This window comes from Pseudomonas sp. TSO6, assembly GCF_056098905.1.
Genome location: NZ_JBLZWV010000070.1, coordinates 1 through 26,574 on the forward strand (window position 1 = coordinate 1; position 26,574 = coordinate 26,574).

Below are 26,574 nucleotides of genomic sequence, written 5' to 3' on the forward strand. Positions count from 1 at the left end.
CCACAACTTTCGAGAATTGTGGTGAACCTGTGGGAGCTGGCTTGCCGGCGATAGGGCCGAACAAGCACTAGAGATCCCCGATAAAACCCCTCTGCTTCAACTCCCGCATCGCCCCCTCCATCGTCCGCATCCCCTGCGCCGCCCCGCCCTGCATCACCGAACACAACTGCGCCATTCGCCCCTCCCGCACCAGGTTGCGCACCGCCGGCGTCGCCACCAGCACTTCCCGCGCCGCCACCCGCCCACCGCCCACACGCCTGACCAGTACCTGCGCCACCACCAGGCGCAACGACTCGGCCAACATTGCCCGCACCAAGGGCTTTTCCTCGGCAGCAAACACCTCCACCAACCGGTCAACGCTGCTGGCCGCCGATCGCGTATGCACGGTCGCCAGCACCAGGTGCCCGGTCTCGGCTGCGCGCAAGGCCAGGCGAACGCTTTCCAGGTCACGTAGCTCACCGATCATGATCACATCCGGGTCCTGGCGCAGCGCACTGCGCAGCCCTTGGGCGAAGCCGCCGCTATGGCGGCCAATCTCACGCTGGTTGATCAGGCTGCGCTGGCTGCTGTGGATAACTTCGACCGGGTCTTCGAGGGTGATGATGTGCAGCGCCCGTTCGCGGTTCAGCTGGTCGATCAACGTCGCCAGGGTGCTGGACTTGCCACTGCCGGTAGGCCCACCGACCAGAATCAGGCCATCAGTGCATTGCGCAACAGCTTGATACACATCCCCCAGGTCGAGCTCATCCAGCGTGGCGATCCGCCCCGGGATCAGCCGAAAGGTAGCCCCAGCGCCGTTCAGTTGGCGAAACAGGTTCAGCCGAAAGCGGCCAAGCGCAGGCAACTCCAGCGCCAGGTCCAGCTCATCGCCCTGGGCCCATTGCCGCCGTTGGTGTTCAGCCAGCAAGGGCGCCATGCCTTCGGCCAGGTCTGCCGGCACCAGAGCCGGCAAATTCATGCGTTGCAAGTCACCCTCAATGCGCAGCATCGGGATCTGGCCCGCCGCCAGGTGCAGGTCCGAAGCCCCCGCATCCATGGCCCGGGCCAACAGGTCGGTCACATCCATGAGACTCCCCAAAGGCCTTCAAGTAGGTAGAATGCCGCAGACCCTCTAGCCGCCGGCATCCGTCCATGTCCACCCTAGCAGACAACCTTTCCGCTATTTCCGCCCGCATCGCCAGCGCTGCCCAGGCTGCCGGGCGCGATCCGGCCAGCGTCCAGTTGCTGGCCGTGAGCAAGACCAAGCCCGCCAGCGCCATTCGCGAAATCCACGCCGCTGGCGTGCGCGATGTCGGGGAAAACTACCTACAGGAAGCGCTGACAAAGCAGCAGGCGCTAAGCGACCTGCCCTTGATCTGGCACTTCATCGGCCCCATTCAGTCGAACAAGACCAAAGCCATCGCCGAGCATTTCGACTGGGTGCATTCCGTGGACCGCCTGAAAATTGCCCAACGCCTGTCCGAGCAGCGCCCTGCCGGCCTGGCGCCACTGAACCTCTGCCTGCAAGTGAACGTGAGCGGCGAAGACAGCAAGTCTGGCTGCGCCCCCGCAGACCTTCCGGCCCTGGCCAAGGCCGTGGCCGGGCTGCCCAACCTGCGCTTGCGGGGGTTGATGGCAATCCCCGAGCCCACCGACGACCGCGCCGCCCAGGAAGCTTCCTTCGCCCGCTTGCGCCAGTTGCAGGAAAGCCTGGGCCTTGGCCTGGACACCCTGTCCATGGGCATGAGCCACGACCTGGAAGCGGCTATCGCACAGGGTGCGACCTGGGTACGCATCGGCACCGCCCTGTTCGGTGCCCGCGACTACGGCCAAAACTGACTCCATGCTTTACTCACTCTTCCCCACAAGGACCTGACATGAGCAAGACACGTATTGCCTTTATCGGCGCCGGCAACATGGCCGCCAGCCTGATCGGTGGTTTGCGTGCCCAGGGCCTGGACGCCTCGCAGATCCGCGCCAGCGACCCGGGCGCCGAGACCCGCACCCGCATCCAGGCCGAGCACGGCATCGAAACGTTCGAGAACAACGCCCAGGCCATCGACGGCGCCGACGTGATCGTGCTGGCGGTCAAGCCGCAAGTCATGAAAGCCGTGTGCCAGGCGCTGCAACCCAACCTGCAGGATGGCCAGCTGATCGTTTCCATCGCCGCCGGCATCACCTGCGCCAGCCTGCAAAGCTGGCTGGGCGCTCGCCCGGTGGTGCGCTGCATGCCCAATACCCCTGCGCTGCTGCGCCAGGGCGTAAGCGGCCTGTATGCCACTGCTGAAGTGTCGGACGAGCAGCGCCAGCAGGCCGAACAACTGCTGTCGGCCGTGGGCACAGCCCTGTGGCTGGATCAGGAACAACAACTGGACGCCGTGACCGCAGTATCCGGCAGCGGCCCTGCGTACTTCTTCCTGCTGATCGAGGCCATGACCGCAGCTGGCGAAAAGCTCGGCCTGCCACGTGAAACCGCTTCCCAGCTGACCTTGCAGACCGCCCTTGGTGCTGCCCGCATGGCGGTTGCCAGCGATGTCGATGCCGCCGAGCTGCGCCGCCGCGTCACCTCGCCCGCCGGCACCACCGAAGCTGCGATCAAGTCGTTCCAGGCCAGCGGCTTCGAAGCCATCGTCGAGCAGGCGCTGCAGGCTGCGGCTACGCGCTCCGCCGAACTGGCCGAACAACTGGGCAAATAAGGAGCTTCAGATGAATGCACTGTCCGGCGCCGCGATCTTCGTGGTGCAAACCCTGGTCAGCCTCTACCTGGTGATCGTCCTGCTGCGTTTTGTCCTGCAACTGGTCAAAGCCAACTTCTATAACCCGCTGTGCCAGTTCGCAGTGCGCGCCACGCAGCCGCTGCTCAAGCCAATCCGCCGGATCATCCCCAGCGTCGGTGGGCTGGACACCTCGTCGCTGCTGCTGGCGGTCATCATCCAGGCCCTGCTGATGGGCTTCGTGCTGATGGTCACCTACGGCACCTTCGGTGATGTCCTGCACCTGCTGATGTGGGCGATCATTGGTATCACTTCGCTGTTCCTGAAGATCTTCTGGGTGGCGATGATCGTCATGGTGATCGTCTCGTGGGTCGCCCCCAACAGCCACAACCCGGCAGCCGAACTGGCCTACCAGATCAGCGAACCGGTGCTCGCACCGTTCCGCCGCATCGTGCCCAACCTGGGCGGCATGGACATCTCGCCGATCTTCGCCTTCCTGGCGATCCAGGTGATCCAGTCGTTCGTCATGCCCCCGCTGGCCGCCTACGCGGGCATGCCACAAGAACTGTGGCGCATGATCTGACCCTGGTTGCTTCCAGCGGCAAGCCTTTGCTTGCCGCTGGGGGTAGCGCTCTTTAGACTTACGCCTCCGTCAAGCGTGAGCAGGGTCGATGTCCACTGTCTTTCCCGAAGATTCCGTCGGTCTGGTAGTACCGCAAACCGCCCGGTTCGATGAACCGCTGGCACTGGCTTGTGGCCGCTCCCTGGCCAGTTACGAGCTGGTCTACGAGACCTATGGCACCCTGAACGCCAGCGCGAGCAACGCCGTGCTGATCTGCCATGCCCTGTCCGGCCACCACCATGCCGCCGGCTACCATGCCGCCACCGACCGCAAACCGGGCTGGTGGGACAGCTGCATTGGCCCTGGCAAGCCGATCGACACCAACCGCTTCTTCGTGGTCAGCCTTAACAACCTCGGCGGCTGCAACGGCAGCACCGGCCCCAGCAGCGTCAACCCGGCCACGGGCAAGCCTTACGGCGCCGACTTCCCGGTATTGACCGTGGAGGACTGGGTACACAGCCAGGTGCGCCTGGGCGAGCGCCTGGGCATCCAGCAATGGGCCGCTGTCGTCGGCGGCAGCCTGGGCGGCATGCAGGCACTGCAATGGACCATCAGCTACCCGGAGCGTGTGCGCCACTGCGTCGACATCGCCTCGGCACCCAAGCTGTCGGCGCAGAACATCGCCTTCAACGAAGTGGCTCGCCAGGCCATCCTCACCGACCCCGAATTCCATGGGGGTTCGTTCCAGGACCAAGGCGTCATTCCCAAGCGCGGCCTGATGCTTGCACGCATGGTCGGCCACATCACCTACCTGTCCGACGACTCGATGGGTGAAAAATTTGGCCGTGAGCTGAAAAGCGACAAGCTCAACTACGACTTCCACAGCGTCGAGTTCCAGGTCGAAAGCTACCTGCGCTACCAGGGCGAGGAGTTTTCTGGCCGTTTCGATGCCAACACCTATTTGCTGATGACCAAGGCGCTGGACTACTTCGACCCGGCCGCAGCCCAGGGCGGCGACCTGGCCGCCACCCTGGCCCACGTGAAGGCGCAATACTGCATCATGTCGTTCACCACCGACTGGCGCTTCTCGCCGGCCCGTTCGCGCGAGATCGTCGACGCGCTGATGGCTGCGCGCAAGAACGTCTGCTACCTGGAGATCGAATCGCCTTACGGGCACGATGCCTTCCTTATCCCCACGCCTCGCTACATGCAGGGTTTCTCGAACTACATGAACCGCATTGCCATCTGAGGACAGCATGAGAGCCGATCTGGAAATCATCCACGACTGGATCCCCGCCGGCAGCCGGGTACTCGACCTGGGCTGCGGCAGCGGCGAACTGCTGGCCTCGCTGCGTGACCGCAAGCAGGTCACCGGCTATGGCCTGGAGATCGACGCCGACAACATCGCCGCCTGCGTGGCCAAGGGCGTCAACGTCATCGAGCAGGACCTGGACAAGGGCCTGGGCAACTTCGCCAGCAACAGTTTCGACGTAGTGATCATGACCCAGGCCCTGCAGGCCGTGGAGTACCCCGACCGCATCCTCGACGAGATGCTGCGCGTGGGCCGCCAGTGCATCATCACCTTCCCCAACTTCGGCCACTGGCGCTGCCGCTGGTACCTGGCGACCAAAGGCCGCATGCCGGTATCGGACTTCATGCCGTATACCTGGTACAACACGCCGAACATCCACTTCTGCACCTTCGCCGACTTCGAGGAGCTGGTGCACGAACGCAGGGCCAAGGTGCTTGACCGCCTGGCCGTCGACCACTTGCACCGCAACGGGTGGGGTGGCCGGCTTTGGCCTAATCTTCTAGGTGAGATCGGCATCTACCGCGTCAGCAGCCCGGGCCTGCCAGAGCACCAGCTCGCTGTCTGACGCCCACCGGAGGAATTGCCCCATGCGTCGCCTAGCCCTGTTCCTGATCAGCCTGTGCCTGGCATTGCCAGTACTGGCTGCCGATGCCGCCCGGCCCGAGCGCAAGGAAGTGTTTGGCAACGTGACGGTGCATTACAGCGCATTCACGTCGAGCATGCTGACACCCGAGGTGGCCGCAGCCACCGGCCTGGTACGCAGCAAGAACCAGGGCGTGCTCAACATTGCCGTGCTCAAGGCCGACAAACCTGCCATGGCGGTGGTCAGCGGCACGGTCAAGGACCTGACCGGGCGCAGCAGCCCGCTGTCCTTCAAGCAGGTTACCGAACAGGGCGCGGTGTACTACATCGCCCAGTTCAAGATCGACCAGCCAGAAACCGTCACCTTCGACCTGAACATCGAAACAGGCGGCATCAGTAACTCCCTCAGCTTCAACCAGGAAGTGTTCCCAGGCGAATGATGAATTTCCAGCAACTCGTATTGGCCAGCCATAACGCCGGCAAACTCAAGGAACTCCAGGCCATGCTCGGCCAGTCCGTGCAGCTGCGCTCGATTGGCGAGTTCAGCCAGGTCGAGCCGGAAGAAACCGGCCTGTCGTTTGTCGAGAACGCCATCCTCAAGGCACGCAACGCCGCGCGCATTTCCGGCCTGCCGGCCCTGGCCGACGATTCTGGCCTGGCCGTGGACTTCCTCGGTGGTGCGCCGGGTATCTACTCGGCACGCTATGCCGACGGCAAGGGTGACGCAGCGAACAACGCCAAGCTGCTCGAGGCCCTGAAAGACGTGCCCGAAGGCGAGCGCGGCGCGCAGTTCGTCTGCGTCCTGGCGCTGGTGCGCCATGCCGACGACCCGTTGCCGATCCTGTGCGAAGGCCTGTGGCACGGCAGCATCCTGTTCGAAGCCAGCGGCGAGCACGGTTTCGGCTACGACCCGCTGTTCTGGGTACCGGAGCGCAACTGCTCCAGCGCCGACCTGGCCCCGGCAGATAAAAACCAGCTCAGCCACCGCGCCCGTGCCATGGCCCTGCTGCGCCAACGTCTGGGCCTGGCATGATCGAAATGCTGTCCTCTCCCGGCGCGGCAGCCTTTACCAGCCTGCCGCCGCTGGCGCTGTACATCCACATCCCGTGGTGCGTACGCAAATGCCCATACTGCGACTTCAACTCCCACGCTGCCGGGCCTGAACTGCCGGAAGACGCCTACGTCACGGCCCTGCTGGACGACCTCGACCAGGAGCTGGCCGCCGTACAGGGCCGCCCGATCAGCTCGATCTTCTTTGGTGGCGGTACGCCCAGCCTGTTCAGTGCCAACGCCCTGGGGCGGCTGCTGCGCGGCGTGGAACAACGCATCCCGTTCGCGCCAGACATCGAAATCACCCTGGAGGCCAACCCGGGTACCTTCGAGCAGGACAAGTTCAAGGCCTACCGGCAAACCGGCATCAACCGCCTGTCCATCGGCGTACAGAGCTTCCAGCCAGCCAAGCTGGAGGCGCTGGGACGCATCCACAATGGCGACGAAGCGGTCCGTGCTGCCGGCATGGCGCGTGCTGCCGGCTTCGACAATTTCAACATGGACCTGATGCACGGCCTGCCCGACCAGTCGCTGGATGACGCGCTGGGTGACCTGCGCCAGGCCATCGACCTGGGGCCGACGCACCTGTCGTGGTACCAGCTGACCGTGGAACCGAACACGGTGTTCTGGAACCAGCCGCCAGAGCTGCCCGAGGACGACATCCTCTGGGACATCCAGGAGGCGGGCCAGGCACTGATGGCCGAGCACGGGTTCCGCCAGTATGAGGTTTCGGCCTATGCCCAGGCGGACCGCGCCGCGCGGCACAACCTCAACTACTGGCGCTTTGGCGACTTCATCGGCATTGGTGCCGGTGCACACGGCAAGCTGACCTTCGCCGACGGCCGCATCCTGCGCACCTGGAAAACCCGCCTGCCCAAGGACTACCTGAACCTGGCCAAGCCGTTCAAGGCCGGCGAAAAGCTGCTGCCGGTCGACGAACTGCCGTTCGAGTTCCTGATGAACGCCTTGCGCCTGACCGATGGCGTGGAAGCCGAACTGTTCACCCAGCGCACTGGTTTGCCGCTTGCACAACTGCGCGAGGCACGCCGCGCCGCCGAACAAAAAGGCCTTTTACAGGTCGAACCGGATCGACTGGTAGCCACGCCAAGGGGCCAGTTGTTCCTCAACGACCTGCTGCAGTATTTCTTGACCTAAGGATGACCCATGGATCTGGTACTTGATCTACTCGCGACGGTTTCCCGCTGGAGCCGCGGCAACCTGTCGGAGATTTCACTGGCCTTGGTAGGCTGCCTGCTGGTGCTGTTCGGCAGCGATGTGAAAGCCTGGGCCGAACAACGCCTGGGTGGCCTGGCGGGTGCACTGCGGGTGCCGTTCATGGCACTGATGGTGATGATCGGCAGCGGTGCGGCACTGATCTACGCCACGCCGTGGGTGGTGAAGGGGCTGGGCCAGTTCAACAACTACGCGCTGGCGCCGGTGTTGCTGGTGGTGCTGGTGTTGATTGGTGTGGTGGCTGATCGCCGAGGGTAAGGGTTGCAAAAAGCTGCCCCGGGAAACCAGGGCAGCCCTACCACCTGACTAGCCCTTAACGGGCATCATCGAAGTGGTCACGCATGAAGTCCCGAACGGTCTTGAGCACAATCAAGATCCGAATGAGCTTCCAGACGCGGCTCAGCGCATCAAGCAAACGCTTCATATGCCTTGGCCTCCGTGTTGGCGGGCCAATCTTCCAGCATCTAACCGGCACTTCGATGCCTTCGAAAACCGTGTAAGTCTTCAGTGAAGTGGCCAGGTCAATGGCCCTTCGAAAAGCATCACCGGCACGGTTCTCAAGCCGCGTCGAAGGGGCCGAAAGCAGAATTCTTCTCCTACCCGGCCCATCACTGAATACCCTTAAACGGGAGCAGCGCGATGGTACTCGCATTCTCCGATCAAGACTGTTAACCACTCCGACACACGTGATGCTAAAGATTTCCGGGCATTGACGCGGCATCCAAGCCTTCCTATGATCCGTGGACCGTGTGAGTTTTCAGTGAAGACCTGAGCGACGGATACTCAGTCCTACCGCTCACAAAAAACCGCTCTTCTCAGAGCGGTTTTTTTGTCTGCAGTTTCAGCAGACCTCAGCACATCGAAAGGCTTACCCAGCCGATCAATCCACCTTCTCGAACTTCAAGTCCCACACCCCATGCCCCAGCCGCTCGCCGCGGCGTTCGAACTTGGTGATCGGGCGCTCTTCGGGGCGTGGCACGTAGGTGCCGTCGGCTGCACGGTTGCGATAGCCCGGGGCGGCGCTCATCACTTCCAGCATGTACTCGGCATACGGCTCCCAGTCGGTGGCCATGTGGAACACGCCACCGGGCTTGAGCTTGCGACGTACCAGCTCGGCAAACTCCAGCTGGACGATGCGGCGCTTGTGGTGACGCGCCTTGTGCCAAGGGTCTGGGAAGAACAGCATCAGGCGGTCGAGGCTGTTGTCCGCCACACAGCGGTTCAGCACTTCGATGGCATCGCAGTCGTACACCCGCAGGTTCTTCAGGCCCTGGGTCAGAACACCGTTGAGCAGCGCGCCAACACCCGGGCGGTGCACTTCTACACCGATAAAGTCCTGTTCAGGCGCGGCAGCCGCCATTTCCAGCAGGGAATGGCCCATGCCGAAGCCGATCTCCAGGGTACGCGGCGCCGAACGGCCGAACACCTGGTCGTAGTCCACCGGGCTGTCAGCCAGCGGCAGGATGTACAGCGGGCCGCCCTGGTCCAGGCCGCGTTGCTGGCCTTCGGTCATGCGCCCGGCGCGCATCACGAAGCTCTTGATGCGGCGGTGTGGGCGGGCTTCGCCGTCGGGGGTGATCGGCGTATCGTGCGATTCAGTCATCAGGAGCTCTTACTTGATCAGACCATCCAGCGGCGAAGAGGCGCTGGCATAGAGTTTCTTCGGCATACGCCCGGCCAGGTAGGCCATGCGACCGGCGACAATGGCGTGCTTCATGGCTTCGGCCATCAGCACCGGCTGCTGAGCGTGGGCGATGGCCGAGTTCATCAGCACCGCCTCGCAGCCCATTTCCATGGCGATGGTGGCGTCGGAAGCGGTACCCACACCGGCATCGACCAGCACCGGCACCTTGGACTCTTCCAGGATGATCTGCAGATTGTAGGGGTTGCAGATACCCAGGCCGGTGCCAATCAGGCCAGCCAGCGGCATGACCGCGATGCAGCCGGCTTCAGCCAGCTGACGGGCGATGATCGGGTCGTCGCTGGTGTACACCATCACGTCGAAACCTTCCTTGACCAGCACTTCGGCGGCCTTGAGGGTTTCGATCACGTTGGGGAACAGGGTTTTCTGGTCGGCCAGCACTTCCAGTTTCACCAGCGTGCGGGATTCGTGCGACTTGCGCCCGTCCAGCAGTTCACGAGCCAGACGGCAGGTGCGCACCGCTTCAACCGCGTCAAAGCAGCCTGCGGTGTTCGGCAGGATGGTGTACTTGTCGGGCGACAGTACGTCGAGCAGGTTCGGCTCGCCCGCATTCTGACCCAGGTTGGTGCGGCGTACGGCGACGGTGACGATTTCGGCACCCGAGGCCTCGGTGGCCAGGCGGGTTTCTTCCATGTCACGGTACTTGCCGGTGCCGACCAGCAGGCGCGACTGGAAAGTACGCCCGGCCAGGGTGAAGGGCTTGTCGCTACGAACGTTGCTCATCGTTGTTCCTCGGGAATAGGTTGCTGGGCTTGCTTGTAAACCGCCGGGCTGCTGTCAGCCACCACCGATGGCGTGGACCACTTCGACCTGGTCGCCGTCGTTCAGCAGCGTGCTGTCGTGCTGGCTACGCGGCACGATGTCCAGGTTCAGCTCTACTGCCACACGGCGCCCGGTCAGCTCCAGGCGCGTCAGCAGGGCTGCAACGCTTTCGCCAGCAGGCAGTTCGTAAGGTTCACCGTTCAGTTGAATGCGCATGCGCACGGCCACCATTGTTCTTTGGGGCCCGCATTCTAGCGCCGAACCCACCTGCAACCCAAGGCCGGTGCACGCCATTAGTCGCGATTGTGGACCACTCGGTCAGCCCAGCCGCCAGGCTGCCAGGCCCAGGCACAGCCAGCCGGCCAGGAAGCACAGGCCGCCGATCGGCGTGATGATGCCCAGCTTGCCCAGGCCGCTGAGGGTCAGCAGGTACAGGCTGCCGGAGAACAGCACGATGCCTAAGGCAAACAGGCCGCCAGCCCAGCCGACCAGGCGCCCGGGCAGGTGCACCGAGAGCACGGCGACACCGAAGATCGCCAAGGCATGCACCAGCTGGTAGGTCACGCCCGTGTGGAAGATCGCCAGGTAGTCTGCCGTCAACCGGCTTTTCAGGCCGTGGGCAGCGAAGGCACCCAGGGCGACCCCGGTAAAGCCGAAAAAGGCGGCAAGCATCAGGAAGCTGCGAAGCATGGGACGACTCCTTGTATCGGGTCTGTATAATGGCCCCTTCCACCCGTACGGCCAAGCCATCGACATGCTGCCAACCCTTCTCCGCCGCCTTTCCCGTGCCCTGCTCTGGTTCGCTGCCGGCAGCATTGTGCTGGTACTGGTGTTCCGCTGGGTGCCACCGCCCGGCACGGCCCTGATGGTGGAGCGCAAGGTGCAGTCTTGGGTGAATGGAGAATCCATCGACCTGCAGCGCGACTGGGAGCCGTGGGAGAACATCTCCGATGAGCTGAAGGTTGCCGTTATCGCGGGCGAGGACCAGAAGTTCGCCAGCCACTGGGGGTTCGACATCCCGGCTATCCAGGCCGCACTGGCCTACAACGAGCGTGGCGGCAGTGTGCGCGGTGCCAGCACCCTGACCCAGCAAGTGGCCAAGAACCTGTTCCTGTGGTCCGGGCGCAGCTGGTTCCGTAAAGGGCTGGAGGCCTGGTTCACCGCGCTGATCGAGCTGTTCTGGTCGAAAGAGCGCATTCTCGAGGTTTACCTGAACAGTGCCGAATGGGGCAAGGGCGTGTTTGGTGCCCAGGCGGCGGCGCGTTATCACTTTGGTGTCGATGCCAGCCGGCTCAGCCGCCAGCAGGCCGCACAACTGGCCGCGGTGCTGCCAAGCCCGATCAAGTGGAGTGCCAGCCGGCCGAGCGCCTATGTGGCTAGCCGGGCGGGGTGGATTCGCCGGCAGATGAGCCAGTTGGGCGGGCCCAGCTACCTGATGCAGCTCGATACTTCGCGCAAGCTTTGAGCTTTTTGGGGCTGCTGCGCAGCCCATCGCGACACAAGGCCGCTCCCACAGGCGACCGCGGCCCCGTGTAGGAGCGGCCTTGTGTCGCGATGGGCCGCAAAGCGGCCGCATCTCACCGGCAAAAAAAAGCCGCTCACCTTATCCAGGCAAGCGGCTTTGTTTGCAGCCAGGCTCGATCAGGCAGCGATCAATGCCTTGACCTTGTTCATCGCATTTTTCTCCAGCTGGCGAATCCGCTCAGCCGATACGCTGTACTTGTCGGCCAGCTCATGCAACGTGGCCTTCTCTTCCGCCAACCAGCGCTGGTAGAGAATATCGCGGCTACGTTCATCCAGCCCTTGCAGCGCTTCGTGCAGGTTGCTGGTGGAGTTATCGCTCCAGTCGGCATCCTCCAACTGCACCGCCGGGTCGTAACGGTGGTCTTCCAGGTAATGCGCAGGCGACTGGAAGGCGCTGTCGTCGTCAGCTTCCGCTGCCGGGTCGAAGGCCATGTCCTGGCCACTCAGGCGGCTTTCCATCTCACGCACTTCACGCGGTTCGACGCCAAGGCTTTCTGCCACGCGGTGCACTTCGTCGTTGTTCAGCCACGCCAAGCGCTTCTTCTGGCTACGCAGGTTGAAGAACAGCTTGCGCTGGGCCTTGGTGGTGGCCACCTTGACGATGCGCCAGTTGCGCAGGATGAACTCGTGGATCTCTGCCTTGATCCAGTGCACGGCGAACGACACCAGGCGCACGCCCATTTCCGGGTTGAAGCGCTTGACGGCCTTCATCAGGCCGACGTTGCCTTCCTGGATCAGGTCAGCCTGTGCCAGACCGTAGCCTGCATAGCTACGGGCGATGTGTACGACGAAACGCAGGTGGGCCATCACCATTTGACGAGCGGCCTCGACATCCTGCTCATAATAGAGACGCTCGCCCAGATCACGCTCCTGCTCGACCGTCAGCAGCGGGATGCTGTTGACCGTGTGCACATAGGCTTCCAGGTTTGCACCGGGTACCAGGGCATAGGCAGGTTGCAACGATGTGGTCATTCAAGAACCTCCGACTTACAAAACTCGCGCCTTGTGGGCGCTGCCAACATAGACCTGGAACGACGGTACAAGTTCCGTAGTGAACAAAATGTCAATGCTGGCACGTAAAAACTATCGCGGCGCCAGCTCGTTCAGATGACGAGCGACGGCAATCCATGCACCGATATACCCCAACAGCACCGCTCCGATCAAGAGCGACAGACCATCGGACGCCGGCACCCCGCCCAAAGCGAAGTCACTGCCGTACAGCCCGGAAAGCCCTACAACCGCGTCGTTGAGCCAGTTCAGGCCAAACGCCAGGATACCCCACGCCAGCAGCCCCGCACCCAGGCCATACAAGGCGCCCATGTACAGGAAAGGCCGGCGCACGTAGGCGTCAGTGCCGCCTACCAGCTTGATCACTTCGATCTCGACACGGCGGTTTTCAATGTGTAGACGAATTGTGTTACCGATTACTAACAGCAGGGCAGAAATCAGCATCACGGCCAGGCCGAAGACGAAGCGGTCACCGAGTTTGAGGATGGCCGCCAGGCGCTCGACCCACACCAGGTCAAGTTGCGCCACTTCCACCCGCGGCAGCTCCGACAGGCGTTGACGCAAGGCATCCAGGGCGGGCTTGTCGACCTCGGTCGGTGTCACTACCACCACGCCAGGCAGTGGGTTGTCGGGCAGTTCGCGCAGGGCCTCGCCCAGCCCGGACTGCTGCTGGAATTCCTCCAGCGCCTGCTCGCGGCTGACAAATTGCGCGTCCGCCACCCCGGGCATGCCCTTGATCTCGTCGCGCAGCGCTTCACCATCGCGGCTGCCGGCATCGAGCTTGAGGTACAGCGAAATCTGCGCAGCGCGCTGCCACGAACCGCCCAGCTGCTCGACGTTCTTCAGCAGCAACGACAGGCCCATGGGCATGCTCAGCGCCACCGCCATTACCAGGCAGGTGAAAAAGCTGCCGATCGGCTGCTTGCCCAGACGACGCAGGCTGTCGGCCATGCTGGCACGGTGGCTTTCCAGCCAGGCATGCAGCAGTGTGCGGAAATCCGGGCCGTCATCGTCCTCGCCGCGCTTTTTCTTCTCCGGTTGCGGGTCGGCCGGCTTTGGCGCAACCCGCTCGGAAACCTTTGGCGTACGTATAGTGCTCATTGCCCGGCCTCCCCATCGCCGATCAAGCGGCCGCGCTGCAAGGTCAGCATACGGTGGCGCATGCGCGCAATCAGTGCCAGGTCATGGCTGGCGATCAATACCGTGGTGCCCAGGCGGTTGATGTCCTCGAACACGCCCATGATCTCTGCTGCCAGGCGCGGGTCGAGGTTACCGGTGGGTTCGTCGGCCAGCAGCAGGGCCGGCTGGTGCACGATGGCGCGGGCGATACCCACCCGCTGCTGCTGCCCGGTGGACAGGTCGGCCGGGAACAGTTCGCCCTTGTCGGACAGCGACACACGCTCCAGCGCCGAATCCACGCGCTTGGCGATCTCGGCCTTGGACAAGCCGAGAATCTGCAGTGGCAAGGCGATGTTGTTGAACACCGTGCGGTCGAACAACAGCTGGTGGTTCTGGAACACCACGCCGATCTGCCGACGCAGGAACGGGATCTGCGCGTTGCTGATCTGGCCCAGGTCCTGACCGGCCAGCATGAGCTTGCCGCTGGTCGGGCGTTCCATGGCCAGCAACAAGCGCAGCAAGGTGCTCTTGCCGGCGCCCGAATGGCCGGTGACGAACAGGAATTCGCCCCGGCGCGCCCGGAAACTCAGCTCATGCAAACCCACATGACCATTGGGATAGCGCTTGGCAACCTGTTCGAATCGGATCATGGTCAGTCTCGCTCGGCGAACAGAGCCTTGACGAACGGCTCGGCTTCGAAGGTACGCAGGTCGTCGATGCCTTCACCAACACCGATGAAGCGGATCGGGATGTTGAACTGCTTGGCCAAGGCGAAGATCACCCCGCCTTTGGCAGTGCCGTCCAGCTTGGTCAGGGCCAGGCCGGTCAGTTCGACGCTCTGGTTGAAGTACTTGGCCTGGCTGATGGCGTTCTGGCCAGTGCCGGCGTCGAGTACCAGCAGCACCTCGTGTGGCGCATCGGCGTCGAGCTTGCCGATCACCCGACGGACCTTCTTCAGCTCTTCCATCAGGTTGTCTTTGGTGTGCAGGCGGCCGGCAGTGTCGGCGATCAGCACATCGGCGCCACGGGCCTTGGCGGCCTGCACGGCGTCGAAGATCACCGACGCGGAGTCGGCGCCGGTGTGCTGGGCGATCACCGGAATCTGGTTACGCTCGCCCCACACCTGCAGCTGCTCGACAGCGGCGGCACGGAAGGTGTCACCGGCAGCCAGCATGACTTTCTTGCCTTCCAGCTGCAGCTTTTTCGCCAGCTTGCCGATGGTGGTGGTCTTGCCGGCGCCGTTCACGCCAACCACCAGGATCACATAGGGTTTGTTCTGCGCCTGCACTTTCAGCGGTTGCTCGACCGGGCGCAACAGCGCGGCCAGCTCTTCCTGCAGCGACTTGTAAAGCGCATCGGCGTCGGCCAGCTGCTTGCGGGCAACCTTCTGGGTCAGGTTCTGGACGATGGCCGAGGTGGCTTCCACACCGACGTCGGCGGTCAGCAGGCGCGTCTCGATTTCGTCGAGCAGGTCGTCGTCGATGACCTTCTTGCCGAGGAACAGGCTGGCCATGCCCTCGCCGATGCTGGCGCTGGTCTTCGACAGGCCCTGCTTGAGGCGGGCGAAGAAGCCGGGTTTGGCTTGTTCGGTAACGGTTGCGACGGCAGACACAGGCTCGGGCTCTGGTTGCACGGGCTCTGCTACCGGACGCTCGGGGATCGCTGGCGGGGCTTTTGGCTCAAGATCAGGGACGAGAGCGACGGGCTCCTCGGCAACGGGCAGTACCAGGTTGCTGATCGGGGGTTCGACGGCTTGAATGGCCGGGGCTGCTACTGCCGCAGGGGTTTCGAGCTGCGGGGCGGCAGGCTCCGCATTCGCGGGCACGCCCGCTCCCACAAGGGCCGGGGCAGGCTCCGAAGCTGGGGTAACCACTGGGGCAGGTGCAGGCTCAGGGACCGGGGCAACCACCAGGGCAGGTGCCGGCTCAAGGACTGGGGCGGCCACCGGGGCAGGTGCTGGCTCAAGGACTGGGGCAACCACCGGGGCAGGTGCTGGCTCAGCAGCCCGAGGAACCTCAGTTGCAGTTGCGGGTGCTTCAGCAACCACCGGTTCGACCGGAGCAGCTTCAGGCTGCTCGACGGCGGATGGCGGCGCTACCGGCTCTGCAGCCTGGGGCTCGGGGGCTTGTGGCTGTTCGGCGACAGGTTGCTGCGGCTTCTTGCGAAACCAGCTGAACAGGCCTTTCTTCTCGCCAGCCTCGGCCGGCGCTTTCTTGTCGTCGTTGGAACCAAACATGGAGGACGGCTATCTCAGGGTAGCGATGAGCCAGCAATGGCCCATCGGGAATTCTCTCTACGCAGAACAGACTATCTTGAAGCCTGCTGGTTCATGCGCAACGTTTTGTCTTAGTGTCCTGCGGGCCAGAACGGCGACAGGCATGGTCGCCAGGCAACCGGATCAGTATCCTAGCACCTCCTGGCCCGCCGACGCTAAACCCAGCGGGCCGCCGAACAGGTTAAACACCTTATGAATGCTCTAGCCCGCCGCGCCGCTGGCCTGTTGCTCGGCACGCTCTGCCTGCCGCTCGCGGCTTTCGCCGCCGATGTGCAACCCACCCACGAATTCATCCTCGACAATGGCCTGAAGGTGGTCGTGCGCGAAGACCATCGCGCCCCGGTGGTGGTCTCGCAGATCTGGTACAAGGTCGGCTCCAGCTATGAAACCCCGGGCCAGACCGGTTTGTCCCATGCGCTGGAACACATGATGTTCAAGGGCAGCGCCAAGGTCGGCCCCGGCGAAGCTTCGCGCATCCTGCGTGACCTGGGTGCCGAAGAAAACGCCTTCACCAGCGACGACTACACCGCCTATTACCAGGTACTGGCCCGCGACCGTCTGCCGGTCGCCCTGGAGCTGGAGGCCGACCGCCTGGCCAGCCTGCGCCTGCCGGCCGACGAGTTCAGCCGCGAAATCGAGGTAATCAAGGAAGAACGCCGCCTGCGCACCGACGATCAGCCCAACTCCAAGGCGTTCGAGCTGTTCCGCGCCATGGCCTACCCGGCCAGCGGCTACCACACGCCGACCATCGGCTGGATGGCGGACCTGGAGCGCATGAAGGTCGAAGAACTGCGCCACTGGTACGAGTCCTGGTACGCCCCCAACAATGCCACCCTGGTGGTGGTCGGCGATGTCACCGCCGACGAGGTCAAGGGCCTGGCGCAGAAGTACTTCGGCAGCATTCCAAAGCGCGCCGTACCGCCGGCCAAGCTGCCACTGGAGCTGGCCGAACCTGGCCAGCGCCAGCTGACCCTGCACGTACGCACCCAGCTGCCCAGCCTGATCTATGGCTTCAACGTGCCCGGCCTGCCCACCGCCAAGGATCCGCGCACCGTGCATGCCCTGCGCCTGATCTCGGCACTGCTCGACGGCGGCTACAGCGCCCGTATGCCGGCACGCCTGGAGCGTGGCCAGGAGTTGGTGGCTGGCGCCTCGTCCAGCTACAACGCCTTCACCCGCGGCGACAGCCTGTTCCTGATCTCGGCCACGCCGAACGTGCAAAAGCAGAAAACCCTCGACGATGTGGAGAAAGGCATCTGGCAGTTGCTTGAAGAACTCAAGACCACCCCGCCCAGCGCCGAAGAGCTCGAACGCGTACGCGCCCAGGTCATTGCCGGCCTGGTCTACGACCGCGACTCCATCAGCAGCCAGGCCACCACCATCGGCCAGCTGGAAACCGTCGGCCTGTCCTGGAAACTGATCGACAGCGAGCTGGACGAGCTCAAGCGCGTCACCCCGCAGGACATCCAGGACGCCGCGCGCACCTACTTCACCCGCGAACGCCTGAGCGTTGCCCATGTACTGCCCGAGGAGTCCGCTCATGAGTGATCGTCGCGCACCGCGCCCAACCTTGCTGGCCACGGGCATCCGCGCCCTGGCGCTGGCGGCAGTGCTGGCCGCCCCGGCCATGGCCGACAACGCCACCAAGGCGGACACCAGCGCCGCCCGCCCGGCCAACACCTTGCAGTCGCTGGCCGAGCTGGATGGCAAGGCACCCAGCCGGCGCCAGCTGAACATCCAGCACTGGAGCACCGCTGAGGGCGCCCGTGTGCTGTTCGTGGAAGCCCGCGAACTGCCGATGTTCGACCTGCGCGTCACCTTTGCCGCCGGCAGCAGCCAGGACGCCGGAACCCCCGGCGTAGCGGCGCTGACCAACGCCATGCTCAACGAGGGTGTGGCCGGCAAGGACGTCACCGCCATCGCCGAAGGTTTCGAAGGCCTGGGCGCAGACTTTGGCAACGGCTCCTACCGTGACATGGCCGTGGCGTCGCTGCGCAGCCTCAGCATCAAGGACAAGCGCGAACCTGCGCTCAAGCTGTTCACCGAAGTGGCCGGCAAGCCGACCTTCCCCGAGGACGCCCTCAAGCGCATCAAGAACCAGATGCTGGCCGGTTTCGAATACGAGAAGCAGAACCCCGGCAAAATCGCGGGCAAAGCGCTGTTCGGCAACCTCTATGGCGACCACCCCTACGCCCACCCAAGCGATGGCACCGCAGAAACCATCAACGGCATTACCCTGGCACAACTGCGCGCCTTCCACGCCAAGGCTTATACCGGCGGCAACGCAGTAATCGCCCTGGTCGGCGACCTCAGCCGTGCCGAAGCCGAAGCCATTGCCGCCCAGGTTTCGGCGGGCCTGCCCAAGGGCCCGGCGCTTGCCGCGCCAGCCCAGCCCAGCGAAGCCAAGGCCGGCCTGACCCACATCGACTTCCCGTCCAAACAGACCCACCTCATGCTGGCTGAGCTTGGTATCGACCGCCAGGACCCGGATTGGCCAGCCTTGTCGCTGGGTAACCAGATCCTCGGTGGTGGCGCCTTCGGTACCCGGCTGATGAGCGAAGTGCGTGAAAAGCGTGGCCTGACCTACGGCGTGTACTCGGTGTTCAGCCCCATGCAGGTGCGCGGCCCGTTCATGATCAACCTGCAGACCCGTGCCGAGCTCAGTGAAGGCACGCTCAAGCTGGTGCAGGACATTCTTGCCGACTACCTCACGACAGGCCCCACCCAGCAAGAGCTGGACGATGCCAAGCGCGAACTGGCCGGCAGCTTCCCGCTGTCCAATGCCAGCAACGCCAGCATCGTCGGCCAGTTGGACGCAATCGGCTTCTACAATCTGCCACTGACCTGGCTGGAGGACTTCATGCAGCAGTCCCAGGCCCTCACCGTCGAGCAGGTCAAGGCGGCCATGAACAAACACCTGTCAGCCGATAAACTGGTGATCGTCACCGTAGGCCCGAAAGTGCCACAAAAACCGCTGCCAGCACCCACTGACAAGCCCTCCGAGCAAGCGCTCGGGGTACCGGAGCACTAATGCCAAGATCCACCCCTCCCGCCCGCCCGCAATCGGGCCAAAGCAAGGGCCAGGGCCACCTGCGCATCATCGCCGGCGAGTGGCGTAGCCGCCGCCTGGCGGTACCGGAAGGCGAAGGCCTGCGGCCAACGCCTGACCGCGTGCGCGAAACCCTGTTCAACTGGCTGGCGCCGCACATCGAGGGTGCCCGCGTGCTGGATGCCTTCACCGGCAGCGGTGCCCTGGTGCTCGAAGCCCTGTCTCGCGGCGCCAAGGATGCCGTGGCCCTGGACAGCAACCCGGCGGCGATCGGCAACCTGAAGAACAACCTCGAGATCCTGCGTTGCCCGCGCGGGCAAATCCTGCAAACCGATGCCCTGCGCTACTTGCAAGGCCCGGCCAAGCAACAGTTCGACGTGGTGTTCCTCGACCCGCCGTTCCACCAGGACCTACTGGCCAATACCTGCAACCTGCTGGAGCAGAACCAGTGGCTGGGCGAACAGGCGCTGATCTACACCGAAAGCGAAGCGGCGCCGTCAACGCTGCCAATGCCCGGCAACTGGCGCCTGCACCGCGAGAAGAAAACCGGCCAAGTACATTACGCGCTCTGGCAGCGAGGATGACCCGGTAAACCGGGTTTGGCTTACTTAGTTACCGCACTGCCGCCGCCTGCGTGGCTGAAGCTGCTCCTTTGTTTCTTGAAGGAGCACTTCAACCATGACCGAACGCCCCTCCTCGCCCACACCGGCTAGCCGGGTAAGTGCTTTTACCCTCGCTAATGGCTTGCGCGTCTTTCTGCGCGAAGACCACCGCGCCCCGCTGGTCAGCGCGCAGCTGTGGTATCACGTGGGTTCCAGCTACGAGCCCGAAGGCCATACCGGCCTTTCACATGCCCTTGAGCATTTGCTGTTCGAAGGCAGCAGCAAACTGCCTGGGGGGCAATACTCCTCCCTCATGACCCACTTGGGTGGTGAGGCAAATGCATTCACCCTCCCCGATGCCACAGCCTTTCCGCTCACGTTGCCAGCCAGCCGCCTGGAGATCGCCCTGGAAGCCATGGCCGATATCATGGCCAGCGCCACCCTCAGCGATGCACCTTTTGCCCGCGAACTGGCGGTTGTCATGGCTGAACGACGCGAGGACGTCGATAACGACCCGTGGTCGCAGGCCCTGGAACATCACCTGCTGCTGGCCTATGACAACCGCGGCTATGGCACGCCCACGATCGGCTACAAGACTGACCTCGGCCACATGACACCTGCCGCGGCACGCACGTGGTACCGGACCTGGTACCACCCCAACAACGCGACACTGGCAGTGGCCGGCGACATTACATTGGCGCAACTGCAAACGCTGGTAACGCGACACTTTGCAGCGATCCCCGCTCATCGCCTGCCGGCCCGGCAAATACCTGTAGAGCCCTCCAGCCTGGTTCGGCGCGTTCAAACCTTGCGCCAGCACGGCCTGCATACGGGCGTGATCATCAGTTTCAACCTACCCAGTCAATGCACCGCCCGGTCTGACTCACAAGCGTATGCACTGCGTCTGCTGCCCCAGATTCTTGCCCAAGGCCAGGCCAGCATCCTCCAGCGCCTGCTCGTGCGCGAAGAAACGGTACTGCAAGGTGTGTGGTCGGACTATGAGCCCTGGCAACGAGGGGACAGCCTGCTGACGTTTTACGCGTTCTGCAGCCCGCAGGTTGCACCCCAGGCGGCGGCAGAACGGCTGCTGATGGAAATCGAAGCGTTCCGCCAGTCAGCACCCAGCAAAGAAGACCTCCAGCGCGCCAAGGCACGGCTTCTGGCCGAGCAATTATTCGACCGGGACGATATCGGCAAGCAGGCAGAAGCCATAGGCAAGCAGGCCGCCTGCGGCCTGGACCCTGTTGCACTGGAGGATGAACGGCAAGCCATCGAAGCCGTGACAGCCGAGCAGGTAGGCCTGGCCGCTTATGACTTCCTGACCGAATCCCGGACCACCATCACCTTTACGCATCACAAGGAAAGCGCTGATGAATGACTCGAATTCATTCCCCGCTGCAGCCAGCCCTGTTCATGGTGGTCTGGTGTCGGCCCTGGGGGTTGATCTGGACCTCTTCGAACCCATTGATACCCACGTGCAGGCGTGGACAACGGATAGCGGCACAGCCGTGAAGTTCGTCGAAGCCCGAGGGCTGCCAATAGTCGATATCGTGCTGCAATTCAAGGCCGGTACAACCCAGGACACCGTGCTCCCCGGCCTGGCATCCCTGGCGTTCTACATGCTCGACGAGGGCAGCCAGCAGCACACAGCCACCCAGCAAGCAGAGCAACTGGAGCGCCTGGGCGCTGTCATGGAAAAGCAGATCCGCCTGGAGCACGCGACCCTGAGCCTGCGAAGCCTGAGCACCGAAGCACTGTTCGACCCGGCACTGGCGCTTTTCATCGACCTTGTGGCACGCCCTGCCTTTACCGCTGACGCGCTAGCCAAGATAAAAAGCCAACTGCTGCGGCACAATGCATCTCGCGAGCAAAACCCCCGCTTGAGGGCGCGTAGCGAAGCCTTTCGTCATATGTTCAGTGGTCATCCATATGGCAACCCAGCGGGCAGCACTCAGCAAGGGATAGACCAGGTTACCCCGGAGGATCTGAGGCGCTTCCACCAGCGTGCTTACTGCGCAAGTAACCTGGACATCGTAGTAGTGGGGGACCTTTCCCTTGCACAGGCTCAGGCCGTTTCACAACAGATCAGTCAGGCGCTGCCCCAAGGCTGGTCCGCAATCGAGCTGCCGGCCGCTGCTCCAGCAGCCGGCGCCACGCTCAATGTCGAACAGCCTGGCGCAAGCACTGCCGTCCTGATTGCATTACCCATGAGCATGCCCGCCAATCATCCGCAGTATCCGGCCCTGGTGTTGGCCAGTGAAGTATTGGGGTCGGGAATCGCGTCACGCTTGATGAATGAGCTGCGACACCGCCGCGGGCTGACATATGGCATCTACACACGGGTAAATGCCTTGAGCGCAGGTGGCCTGTTCAGCGCCGAATGGGATATCGCGCCAGAGTACGTCGAAGGCTCTCAAATACTGGTTGAAACCTTGCTGCGCGAGTTCATCGAACAAGGGCCAACCCAGGCCGAGCTGCAAGTGGCGCGCAAGCAACTGGCAGGGCAACTGCTGCGCGATGTGGCACAGAACAAGCACCTGGCAGCCTTGCTCACACAAATTACCCATCAACGCCAGCCCGCCGACTTTCTCGACAGCTACATCGAGCGCCTCGCCAGGCTGACACCGGCAGATATCCGCGCCGTCATGCAGCGTCAGCTCGATTTGAGCCAGGCAGTGCGCGTCAGTGTCGGCCCACCCACCGAGCAACAACCACTGCCGGCTACCGACCAATAGCGCAGGTACCGTGGCGCTTTTTCATGGCACTCTAGGCAAGCACATCATGAGTTGCCCAGCATGCCCAGCCCAAGCGCCACCTTCCGTCCGGCCATCGGCCTGTCCAACCCCCACCTGCAGACGCTGTGGGGCCCTCTGTGGCGCAAGCTGCCTGAACTGCAGCGCAACCGCGAGCGCCTGTGGCTGGCCGACGGCGATTTCATCGATCTCGACTGGCATGGCCCGCATCAGGCACAGGCGCCACTGGTGCTCGTGCTACATGGGCTGACGGGCTCGTCCCATTCACCCTACGTCAAAGGCTTGCAGCAAGCGCTGCAAAACCGCGGCTGGGCCAGCGTGGCGGTGAACTGGCGTGGTTGCTCAGGCGAACCCAACCTGCTGCCGCGCAGCTACCATTCCGGCGCCAGCGAAGACCTGGCAGAAATTGTCAGCCACCTGCGTGCCCAGCGCCCGTTGGCGCCGCTGTATGCGGTGGGTTACTCACTGGGTGGCAATGTGCTGTTGAAATACCTGGGCGAGAGCGGCGTTGCCAGCCAGCTGGAGGCGGCAGTTGCCGTGTCGGTGCCCTTTCGCCTGGACCACTGTGCCGACCGTATCGGCCAGGGCTTTTCCAAGGTGTACCAGGCACATTTCATGCGCGAGATGCTGGCGTATGTTCAGCTCAAGCAGCGCCACTTCCACGACCAGGGTCAGCATGAACGGCTGGCGGCGCTGGAGCGCCTGGGGCAGCTGAGCAACCTGCGCACGTTCTGGGACTTTGACGGCAAGGTCACTGCACCGCTCAACGGCTTTCGCGATGCGCACGACTACTATCGCCGCTCATCGAGTCACTTCTTCCTCGGCCAGAACCGCACGCCGACGCTGATCATCCATTCCAGCGATGACCCGTTCGTGGCCGGCCAGAGCCTGCCTACGGCCCGTGAACTGGCACCCCAGACCCGCTTCGAACTGCACCGCCGCGGTGGCCATGTGGGGTTTGTCGATGGCAGCCTGCGCAACCCGGGGTACTACCTGGAGCGGCGGATTCCGCAGTGGCTGGTCGAAGGCCAGTAAGAACCGCAGTTTTCATTGGCAGTACCGGCCTCATCGCCGGCAAGCCAGCTCCCACAGGGATCGCGCAAGCTTTGGAATGTGAGCAAGGCAATAGCTCCCTCAGGTATGGCACAGCCCTGATGGGCAGTGATGTACCTGTGGGAGCTGGCTTGCCGGCGATGAGGCCGGGCCTGCTTACTCGCCGGTGGCCACGGCATGCTGCGGGTTGTTGATCCACTCGCTCCACGACCCGGCGTACAGCTTGCCCAGCGGGTACCCCGCCAGTGCCATCGCAAACAGGTTATGGCAAGCCGTCACCCCAGACCCGCAGTAAGACACCAACTGCTCCGGTGCCCGCCCGGCCAGCTTTTCGGCAAAGCGCTGCTTGAGTTGATCCACAGGCAAGAAGCGCCCATCAGCCCCCAGGTTGTCGGTAAACGCCGCGCACTGGGCCCCGGGAATATGCCCCGCCACCGGGTCGATCGGCTCTACTTCACCGCGAAAACGCGGCAAGGCACGCGCATCGATCAAGGTCAGGTCAGTGCTGCCCAGGCGCTTGCCCAGGTGCTCGGCATCGATCAGCAGCTTGGCATCCGGCTCACCACTGAAGGTGCCTTCGCGTTTGGACGGTGAGTCCAGGCTCAACGGCAGGTGCGCCGCATGCCAAGCCTTCAGGCCACCATCGAGGATCGCCACCCCGTTGCGCTTGCCAAGCCAGGCCAGCAGCCACCAGGCCCTGGCGGCAAAGGCGCCAGGGCCGTCGTCGTACAGCACCACCTCGCTGTCGTTGTCCAGGCCCCACTCGCGCAGGCGCTCTACCAGCCGGTGCGCATCGGGCAGTGGATGGCGCCCGGTGCGCCCCTTGCTCACCGGCCCGCTGAGGTCGCGGTCCAGGTCGGCAAAATGCGCCCCGGCAATATGCCCCTGGGCATAGCTGCGTTGGCCATAGTCCACATCCTCGAGGGCAAAGCGACAGTCGAGGATCACCAACTTGGGCGAGCCCAGACGCTCGGCCAACTGCTGCGGGGTGATCAATTGCGCAAGGGGCATGACAATCTCCTGATCGATGGCACTAGGGCCCTGGGTCAATGTTCCAGAGCCTGGTTGAACGGTACATGGAATTCCTGGCACAGGGCGTCCACAGCACTGCGCGCACGGTCGGTGACGTAGCCGAGTTCCAACACCAGTACCTGGTAGACGCCCCGCTTGAAGGCTTCTTCACCCAGGTGCGCGGAATGTTCACGCGTGGTGCTTAGAAACCGCACCCAGGATGTCAGCACGATCCAGGCATTGATGGTCAGCGATTCGATTTGCGCCGGCACCATGGCCAGGATGCCCGCGTCGACAAAGCCGCGGTAGATCGCCTGGCCCTGGCGCAGGCAGCGCTCGGAAAAACGCCGGTAACGGGCCGCCAGCTCCGCGTCGCTGTCCAGCAGGTGCTCCAGGTCGCGGTGCAGGAAGCGGTAGTTCCACATCGCCGCGAGCAAGGCCTTGAGGTAGAAGCGCTTGTCCTCCACGGTTGCCTGGCGGCCTTGCGGCGGGCGCAGGAAGCTGTCTACCAGTTCTTCATACTGGCTGAACAACAGGGCAATGATCGCCTGCTTGTTGGGGAAGTGGTAATACAGGTTGCCGGGCGAGATTTCCATGTGCGCGGCAATGTGGTTGGTACTGACGCTGCGTTCGCCCTGCTGGTTGAACAGCTCCAGGCTGTTCTGCACGATGCGCTCTCGGGTCTTCATGCGCGGGGCCATGCTCAGCTCCCAGTCTGCGGGCTTTCATCAAAGGGTCATCTTACGGCGTATTACAGGTGGAATGCACCGTTCGGCGGCGCGGAAAAAATCGCACCATCGTCCCGATTAGAGTATAGGCTCTAGACATTTCCTGCCCGGATCAAACGCCGCCATGAACGCGCCCAGTGCCTTGACCCCTGTGCAATCCGACCTCGACCTTGCGGCGATGTTCGCTGCGCAGCGCCAGGCCTTCGCCGACAACTCCCTGCCGCCTGCGGCCCAGCGACTGCAATGGCTGAGAACCCTGCGCGAAGCCTTGCTGGCCAACCAGGCAGGGTTGATCGAGGCCATCAACGAGGATTTTTCCGGGCGCAGCGCCGACGAGACCCTGCTGGCCGAGCTGCTGCCCTCGGTACAGGGCCTGCGCCACGCCGAAAGGCACCTGCATCGCTGGATGCGCGCCAGCCGGCGACGAGTCGGTCTGGCCTTCCAGCCGGCCAGCGCGCAGGTGCGTTATCAGCCGCTGGGGGTGGTGGGCATCATCGTGCCGTGGAACTACCCGCTGTTTCTCGCCATCGGCCCGCTGACCTGCGCCCTGGCCGCCGGCAACCGGGTCATGCTCAAGCTCAGCGAAGCCACGCCCGCCAGTGCCCAGGCCTTGAAGCAACTCTTGGAGCAGGTGTTTCCCTCCGATCTGGTCAGCGTGGTGCTGGGTGAGGTAGCGGTGGGCCAGGCCTTCGCCCGCTTGCCCTTCGACCACCTGCTGTTCACCGGTGCCACCAGCGTGGGCCGGCAGGTCATGCTGGCGGCGGCGCAGAACCTGACCCCGGTTACCCTGGAGCTGGGCGGCAAGTCACCGGCCATCGTGTCGGCCGACGTGCCACTGGACAGCGCTGCCGAGCGCATCGCCTTCGGCAAGACCCTCAACGCCGGGCAAACCTGCGTCGCCCCCGACTATGTGCTGGTGCCGCGCGAACGGCTGGCAGCCTTCAGCGACGCCTACCAGCGCGCCGTGCGCCGCCTGTACCCGCGCATTGCCGACAACCCCGACTACACCGCCATCATCAACCCCCGCCAGCTGCAGCGCCTGCAGCACCTGCTGGACGATGCCCACAGCAAAGGTGCGCAGGTGCTTGACCTGTACCCAGGCGAAAGCCGCCAGGGGCGGCGCCTGCCACCGCACCTGCTGCTGGACGTGAACGACAGCATGCAGGTGATGCAGGACGAAATCTTCGGCCCGCTGCTGCCGCTGGTGCCCTACGACAGCCTCGACCAGGCGCTGGCCTACATCAACCAGCGCCCGCGCCCGCTGGCGCTGTACTACTTCGGTTATGACCGGGCCGGCCAAGAGCATGTGCTGCGCCACACCCACTCCGGCGGGGTATGCCTGAACGACACCCTGCTGCATGTGGCCCAGGACGACCTGCCCTTCGGCGGCATCGGCCCTTCGGGCATGGGCCACTACCATGGCCACGACGGTTTTCTGACCTTCAGCAAGGCCAAGGCCGTACTTGCCAAGCAACGTTTCAACGCCGCACGGCTGATCTACCCGCCTTATGGCAAAGCCTTGCAGCGCTTGGTCTACAAGCTGTTCATCCGCTGAG

At 63.7% G+C, this 26,574-nt stretch carries 28 protein-coding genes; 17 read left to right on the forward strand and 11 right to left on the reverse strand.

All coding sequences use genetic code 11. From position 1 onward, the window contains the following. Positions 1–67 precede the first annotated feature (67 nt). Positions 68–1,066, reverse strand: a complete 999-nt coding sequence (locus tag ACN6NG_RS28170; protein ID WP_353456620.1) for a type IV pilus twitching motility protein PilT — start codon at positions 1,064–1,066, stop codon at positions 68–70. Between the two features lie 65 nt (positions 1,067–1,131). Here ACN6NG_RS28170 and ACN6NG_RS28175 point away from each other — a divergent pair, with 65 nt between their 5' ends. From ACN6NG_RS28175 to ACN6NG_RS28215, 9 genes are all read left to right on the forward strand, one after another. Beyond that, the gene (locus tag ACN6NG_RS28175) at positions 1,132–1,818 is read left to right on the forward strand and encodes a YggS family pyridoxal phosphate-dependent enzyme (RefSeq protein ID WP_063423297.1); all 687 of its coding nucleotides are present in this window, start codon (positions 1,132–1,134) and stop codon (positions 1,816–1,818) included. 38 nt (positions 1,819–1,856) lie between these two features. Next, positions 1,857–2,675 (forward strand): pyrroline-5-carboxylate reductase, encoded by an 819-nt coding sequence (proC, locus tag ACN6NG_RS28180; RefSeq protein WP_474317314.1) that lies wholly within the window; start codon positions 1,857–1,859, stop codon positions 2,673–2,675. A gap of 10 nt (positions 2,676–2,685) precedes the next feature. Beyond that, positions 2,686–3,276, forward strand: coding sequence for a YggT family protein (locus tag ACN6NG_RS28185; protein ID WP_474317317.1), 591 nt, complete (start codon positions 2,686–2,688; stop codon positions 3,274–3,276). A gap of 88 nt (positions 3,277–3,364) precedes the next feature. Further along, positions 3,365–4,504: a homoserine O-succinyltransferase MetX gene (metX, locus tag ACN6NG_RS28190; RefSeq protein ID WP_016502059.1), complete on the forward strand. Its 1,140-nt coding sequence runs from the start codon at positions 3,365–3,367 to the stop codon at positions 4,502–4,504. 7 nt (positions 4,505–4,511) lie between these two features. Further along, positions 4,512–5,132 (forward strand): methionine biosynthesis protein MetW, encoded by a 621-nt coding sequence (gene metW, locus ACN6NG_RS28195; RefSeq protein WP_016502060.1) that lies wholly within the window; start codon positions 4,512–4,514, stop codon positions 5,130–5,132. Positions 5,133–5,154: 22 nt separating this feature from the next. After that, a complete protein-coding gene (locus ACN6NG_RS28200) occupies positions 5,155–5,589 on the forward strand; it encodes a DUF4426 domain-containing protein (protein ID WP_063423296.1) in 435 nt (144 codons plus the stop codon). Beyond that, the gene (gene rdgB / locus ACN6NG_RS28205) at positions 5,586–6,182 is read left to right on the forward strand and encodes an RdgB/HAM1 family non-canonical purine NTP pyrophosphatase (protein WP_353456619.1); all 597 of its coding nucleotides are present in this window, start codon (positions 5,586–5,588) and stop codon (positions 6,180–6,182) included. Before ACN6NG_RS28200 ends, rdgB begins: the two co-directional genes overlap by 4 nt. Beyond that, positions 6,179–7,354 carry a radical SAM family heme chaperone HemW gene (gene hemW / locus ACN6NG_RS28210; protein ID WP_474317321.1) on the forward strand — a complete coding sequence of 392 codons (1,176 nt, stop codon included), beginning with the start codon at positions 6,179–6,181 and terminating at the stop codon, positions 7,352–7,354. Before rdgB ends, hemW begins: the two co-directional genes overlap by 4 nt. A 9-nt stretch (positions 7,355–7,363) precedes the next feature. Continuing rightward, the gene (locus ACN6NG_RS28215; RefSeq protein WP_086978608.1) at positions 7,364–7,690 is read left to right on the forward strand and encodes a DUF3392 family protein; all 327 of its coding nucleotides are present in this window, start codon (positions 7,364–7,366) and stop codon (positions 7,688–7,690) included. A 622-nt stretch (positions 7,691–8,312) separates the two neighbouring features. Here the strand turns inward: ACN6NG_RS28215 and trmB are convergent. The 4 genes from trmB to ACN6NG_RS28235 form a co-directional block, all read right to left on the reverse strand. Further along, positions 8,313–9,035: a tRNA (guanosine(46)-N7)-methyltransferase TrmB gene (gene trmB, locus ACN6NG_RS28220; protein ID WP_004575478.1), complete on the reverse strand. Its 723-nt coding sequence runs from the start codon at positions 9,033–9,035 to the stop codon at positions 8,313–8,315. Between the two features lie 9 nt (positions 9,036–9,044). Beyond that, positions 9,045–9,857 (reverse strand): thiazole synthase, encoded by an 813-nt coding sequence (locus ACN6NG_RS28225; RefSeq protein WP_016489647.1) that lies wholly within the window; start codon positions 9,855–9,857, stop codon positions 9,045–9,047. A 54-nt stretch (positions 9,858–9,911) separates the two neighbouring features. Continuing rightward, positions 9,912–10,112 (reverse strand): sulfur carrier protein ThiS, encoded by a 201-nt coding sequence (gene thiS, locus ACN6NG_RS28230; RefSeq protein ID WP_033692437.1) that lies wholly within the window; start codon positions 10,110–10,112, stop codon positions 9,912–9,914. 102 nt (positions 10,113–10,214) lie between these two features. Then, on the reverse strand, positions 10,215–10,586 hold the full coding sequence (locus ACN6NG_RS28235) for a DUF423 domain-containing protein (RefSeq protein WP_016502068.1): 372 nt from the start codon (positions 10,584–10,586) through the stop codon (positions 10,215–10,217). A 64-nt stretch (positions 10,587–10,650) separates the two neighbouring features. Between ACN6NG_RS28235 and mtgA the strand changes: the two genes are divergently transcribed. Then, positions 10,651–11,361 (forward strand): monofunctional biosynthetic peptidoglycan transglycosylase, encoded by a 711-nt coding sequence (gene mtgA, locus ACN6NG_RS28240; protein WP_063423436.1) that lies wholly within the window; start codon positions 10,651–10,653, stop codon positions 11,359–11,361. A gap of 176 nt (positions 11,362–11,537) precedes the next feature. On the opposite strand, the gene rpoH is transcribed toward mtgA, so the two are convergent. The 4 genes from rpoH to ftsY all read right to left on the reverse strand — a co-directional run bounded on the left by rpoH (position 11,538) and on the right by ftsY (position 15,783). Beyond that, positions 11,538–12,392 (reverse strand): RNA polymerase sigma factor RpoH, encoded by an 855-nt coding sequence (rpoH, locus tag ACN6NG_RS28245; protein WP_003249083.1) that lies wholly within the window; start codon positions 12,390–12,392, stop codon positions 11,538–11,540. A gap of 111 nt (positions 12,393–12,503) precedes the next feature. After that, positions 12,504–13,529 (reverse strand): permease-like cell division protein FtsX, encoded by a 1,026-nt coding sequence (gene ftsX, locus ACN6NG_RS28250; RefSeq protein WP_019473971.1) that lies wholly within the window; start codon positions 13,527–13,529, stop codon positions 12,504–12,506. Continuing rightward, positions 13,526–14,197 (reverse strand): cell division ATP-binding protein FtsE, encoded by a 672-nt coding sequence (gene ftsE, locus ACN6NG_RS28255; RefSeq protein ID WP_012274659.1) that lies wholly within the window; start codon positions 14,195–14,197, stop codon positions 13,526–13,528. The genes ftsX and ftsE overlap by 4 nt, the downstream gene beginning before the upstream one ends. 2 nt (positions 14,198–14,199) lie before the next feature. Continuing rightward, positions 14,200–15,783: a signal recognition particle-docking protein FtsY gene (ftsY, locus tag ACN6NG_RS28260; protein WP_063423293.1), complete on the reverse strand. Its 1,584-nt coding sequence runs from the start codon at positions 15,781–15,783 to the stop codon at positions 14,200–14,202. 231 nt (positions 15,784–16,014) lie between these two features. Between ftsY and ACN6NG_RS28265 the strand changes: the two genes are divergently transcribed. The 6 genes from ACN6NG_RS28265 to ACN6NG_RS28290 all read left to right on the forward strand — a co-directional run bounded on the left by ACN6NG_RS28265 (position 16,015) and on the right by ACN6NG_RS28290 (position 23,261). After that, the gene (locus tag ACN6NG_RS28265) at positions 16,015–17,370 is read left to right on the forward strand and encodes a M16 family metallopeptidase (RefSeq protein WP_049276522.1); all 1,356 of its coding nucleotides are present in this window, start codon (positions 16,015–16,017) and stop codon (positions 17,368–17,370) included. Further along, positions 17,363–18,853 carry a M16 family metallopeptidase gene (locus tag ACN6NG_RS28270; protein WP_474317329.1) on the forward strand — a complete coding sequence of 497 codons (1,491 nt, stop codon included), beginning with the start codon at positions 17,363–17,365 and terminating at the stop codon, positions 18,851–18,853. Before ACN6NG_RS28265 ends, ACN6NG_RS28270 begins: the two co-directional genes overlap by 8 nt. After that, positions 18,853–19,455, forward strand: coding sequence for a 16S rRNA (guanine(966)-N(2))-methyltransferase RsmD (gene rsmD, locus ACN6NG_RS28275; protein ID WP_019473221.1), 603 nt, complete (start codon positions 18,853–18,855; stop codon positions 19,453–19,455). The genes ACN6NG_RS28270 and rsmD overlap by 1 nt, the downstream gene beginning before the upstream one ends. 94 nt (positions 19,456–19,549) lie before the next feature. Then, the gene (locus ACN6NG_RS28280) at positions 19,550–20,851 is read left to right on the forward strand and encodes a M16 family metallopeptidase (RefSeq protein ID WP_063423291.1); all 1,302 of its coding nucleotides are present in this window, start codon (positions 19,550–19,552) and stop codon (positions 20,849–20,851) included. Next, a complete protein-coding gene (locus ACN6NG_RS28285) occupies positions 20,844–22,208 on the forward strand; it encodes a M16 family metallopeptidase (RefSeq protein WP_474317332.1) in 1,365 nt (454 codons plus the stop codon). The genes ACN6NG_RS28280 and ACN6NG_RS28285 overlap by 8 nt, the downstream gene beginning before the upstream one ends. A 60-nt stretch (positions 22,209–22,268) precedes the next feature. Continuing rightward, positions 22,269–23,261 carry a hydrolase gene (locus ACN6NG_RS28290; protein ID WP_474317334.1) on the forward strand — a complete coding sequence of 331 codons (993 nt, stop codon included), beginning with the start codon at positions 22,269–22,271 and terminating at the stop codon, positions 23,259–23,261. A 174-nt stretch (positions 23,262–23,435) separates the two neighbouring features. Here ACN6NG_RS28290 and ACN6NG_RS28295 read toward each other — a convergent pair whose 3' ends face one another. Beyond that, a complete protein-coding gene (locus ACN6NG_RS28295) occupies positions 23,436–24,290 on the reverse strand; it encodes a sulfurtransferase (protein WP_049276516.1) in 855 nt (284 codons plus the stop codon). A 35-nt stretch (positions 24,291–24,325) separates the two neighbouring features. Further along, complete coding sequence (locus ACN6NG_RS28300; RefSeq protein WP_063423288.1) at positions 24,326–24,991, reverse strand: TetR/AcrR family transcriptional regulator; 666 nt, start codon at positions 24,989–24,991, stop codon at positions 24,326–24,328. Between the two features lie 151 nt (positions 24,992–25,142). Between ACN6NG_RS28300 and ACN6NG_RS28305 the strand changes: the two genes are divergently transcribed. After that, complete coding sequence (locus ACN6NG_RS28305; protein WP_474317337.1) at positions 25,143–26,573, forward strand: coniferyl aldehyde dehydrogenase; 1,431 nt, start codon at positions 25,143–25,145, stop codon at positions 26,571–26,573. The last annotated feature ends 1 nt before the right edge of the window (position 26,574 follow it).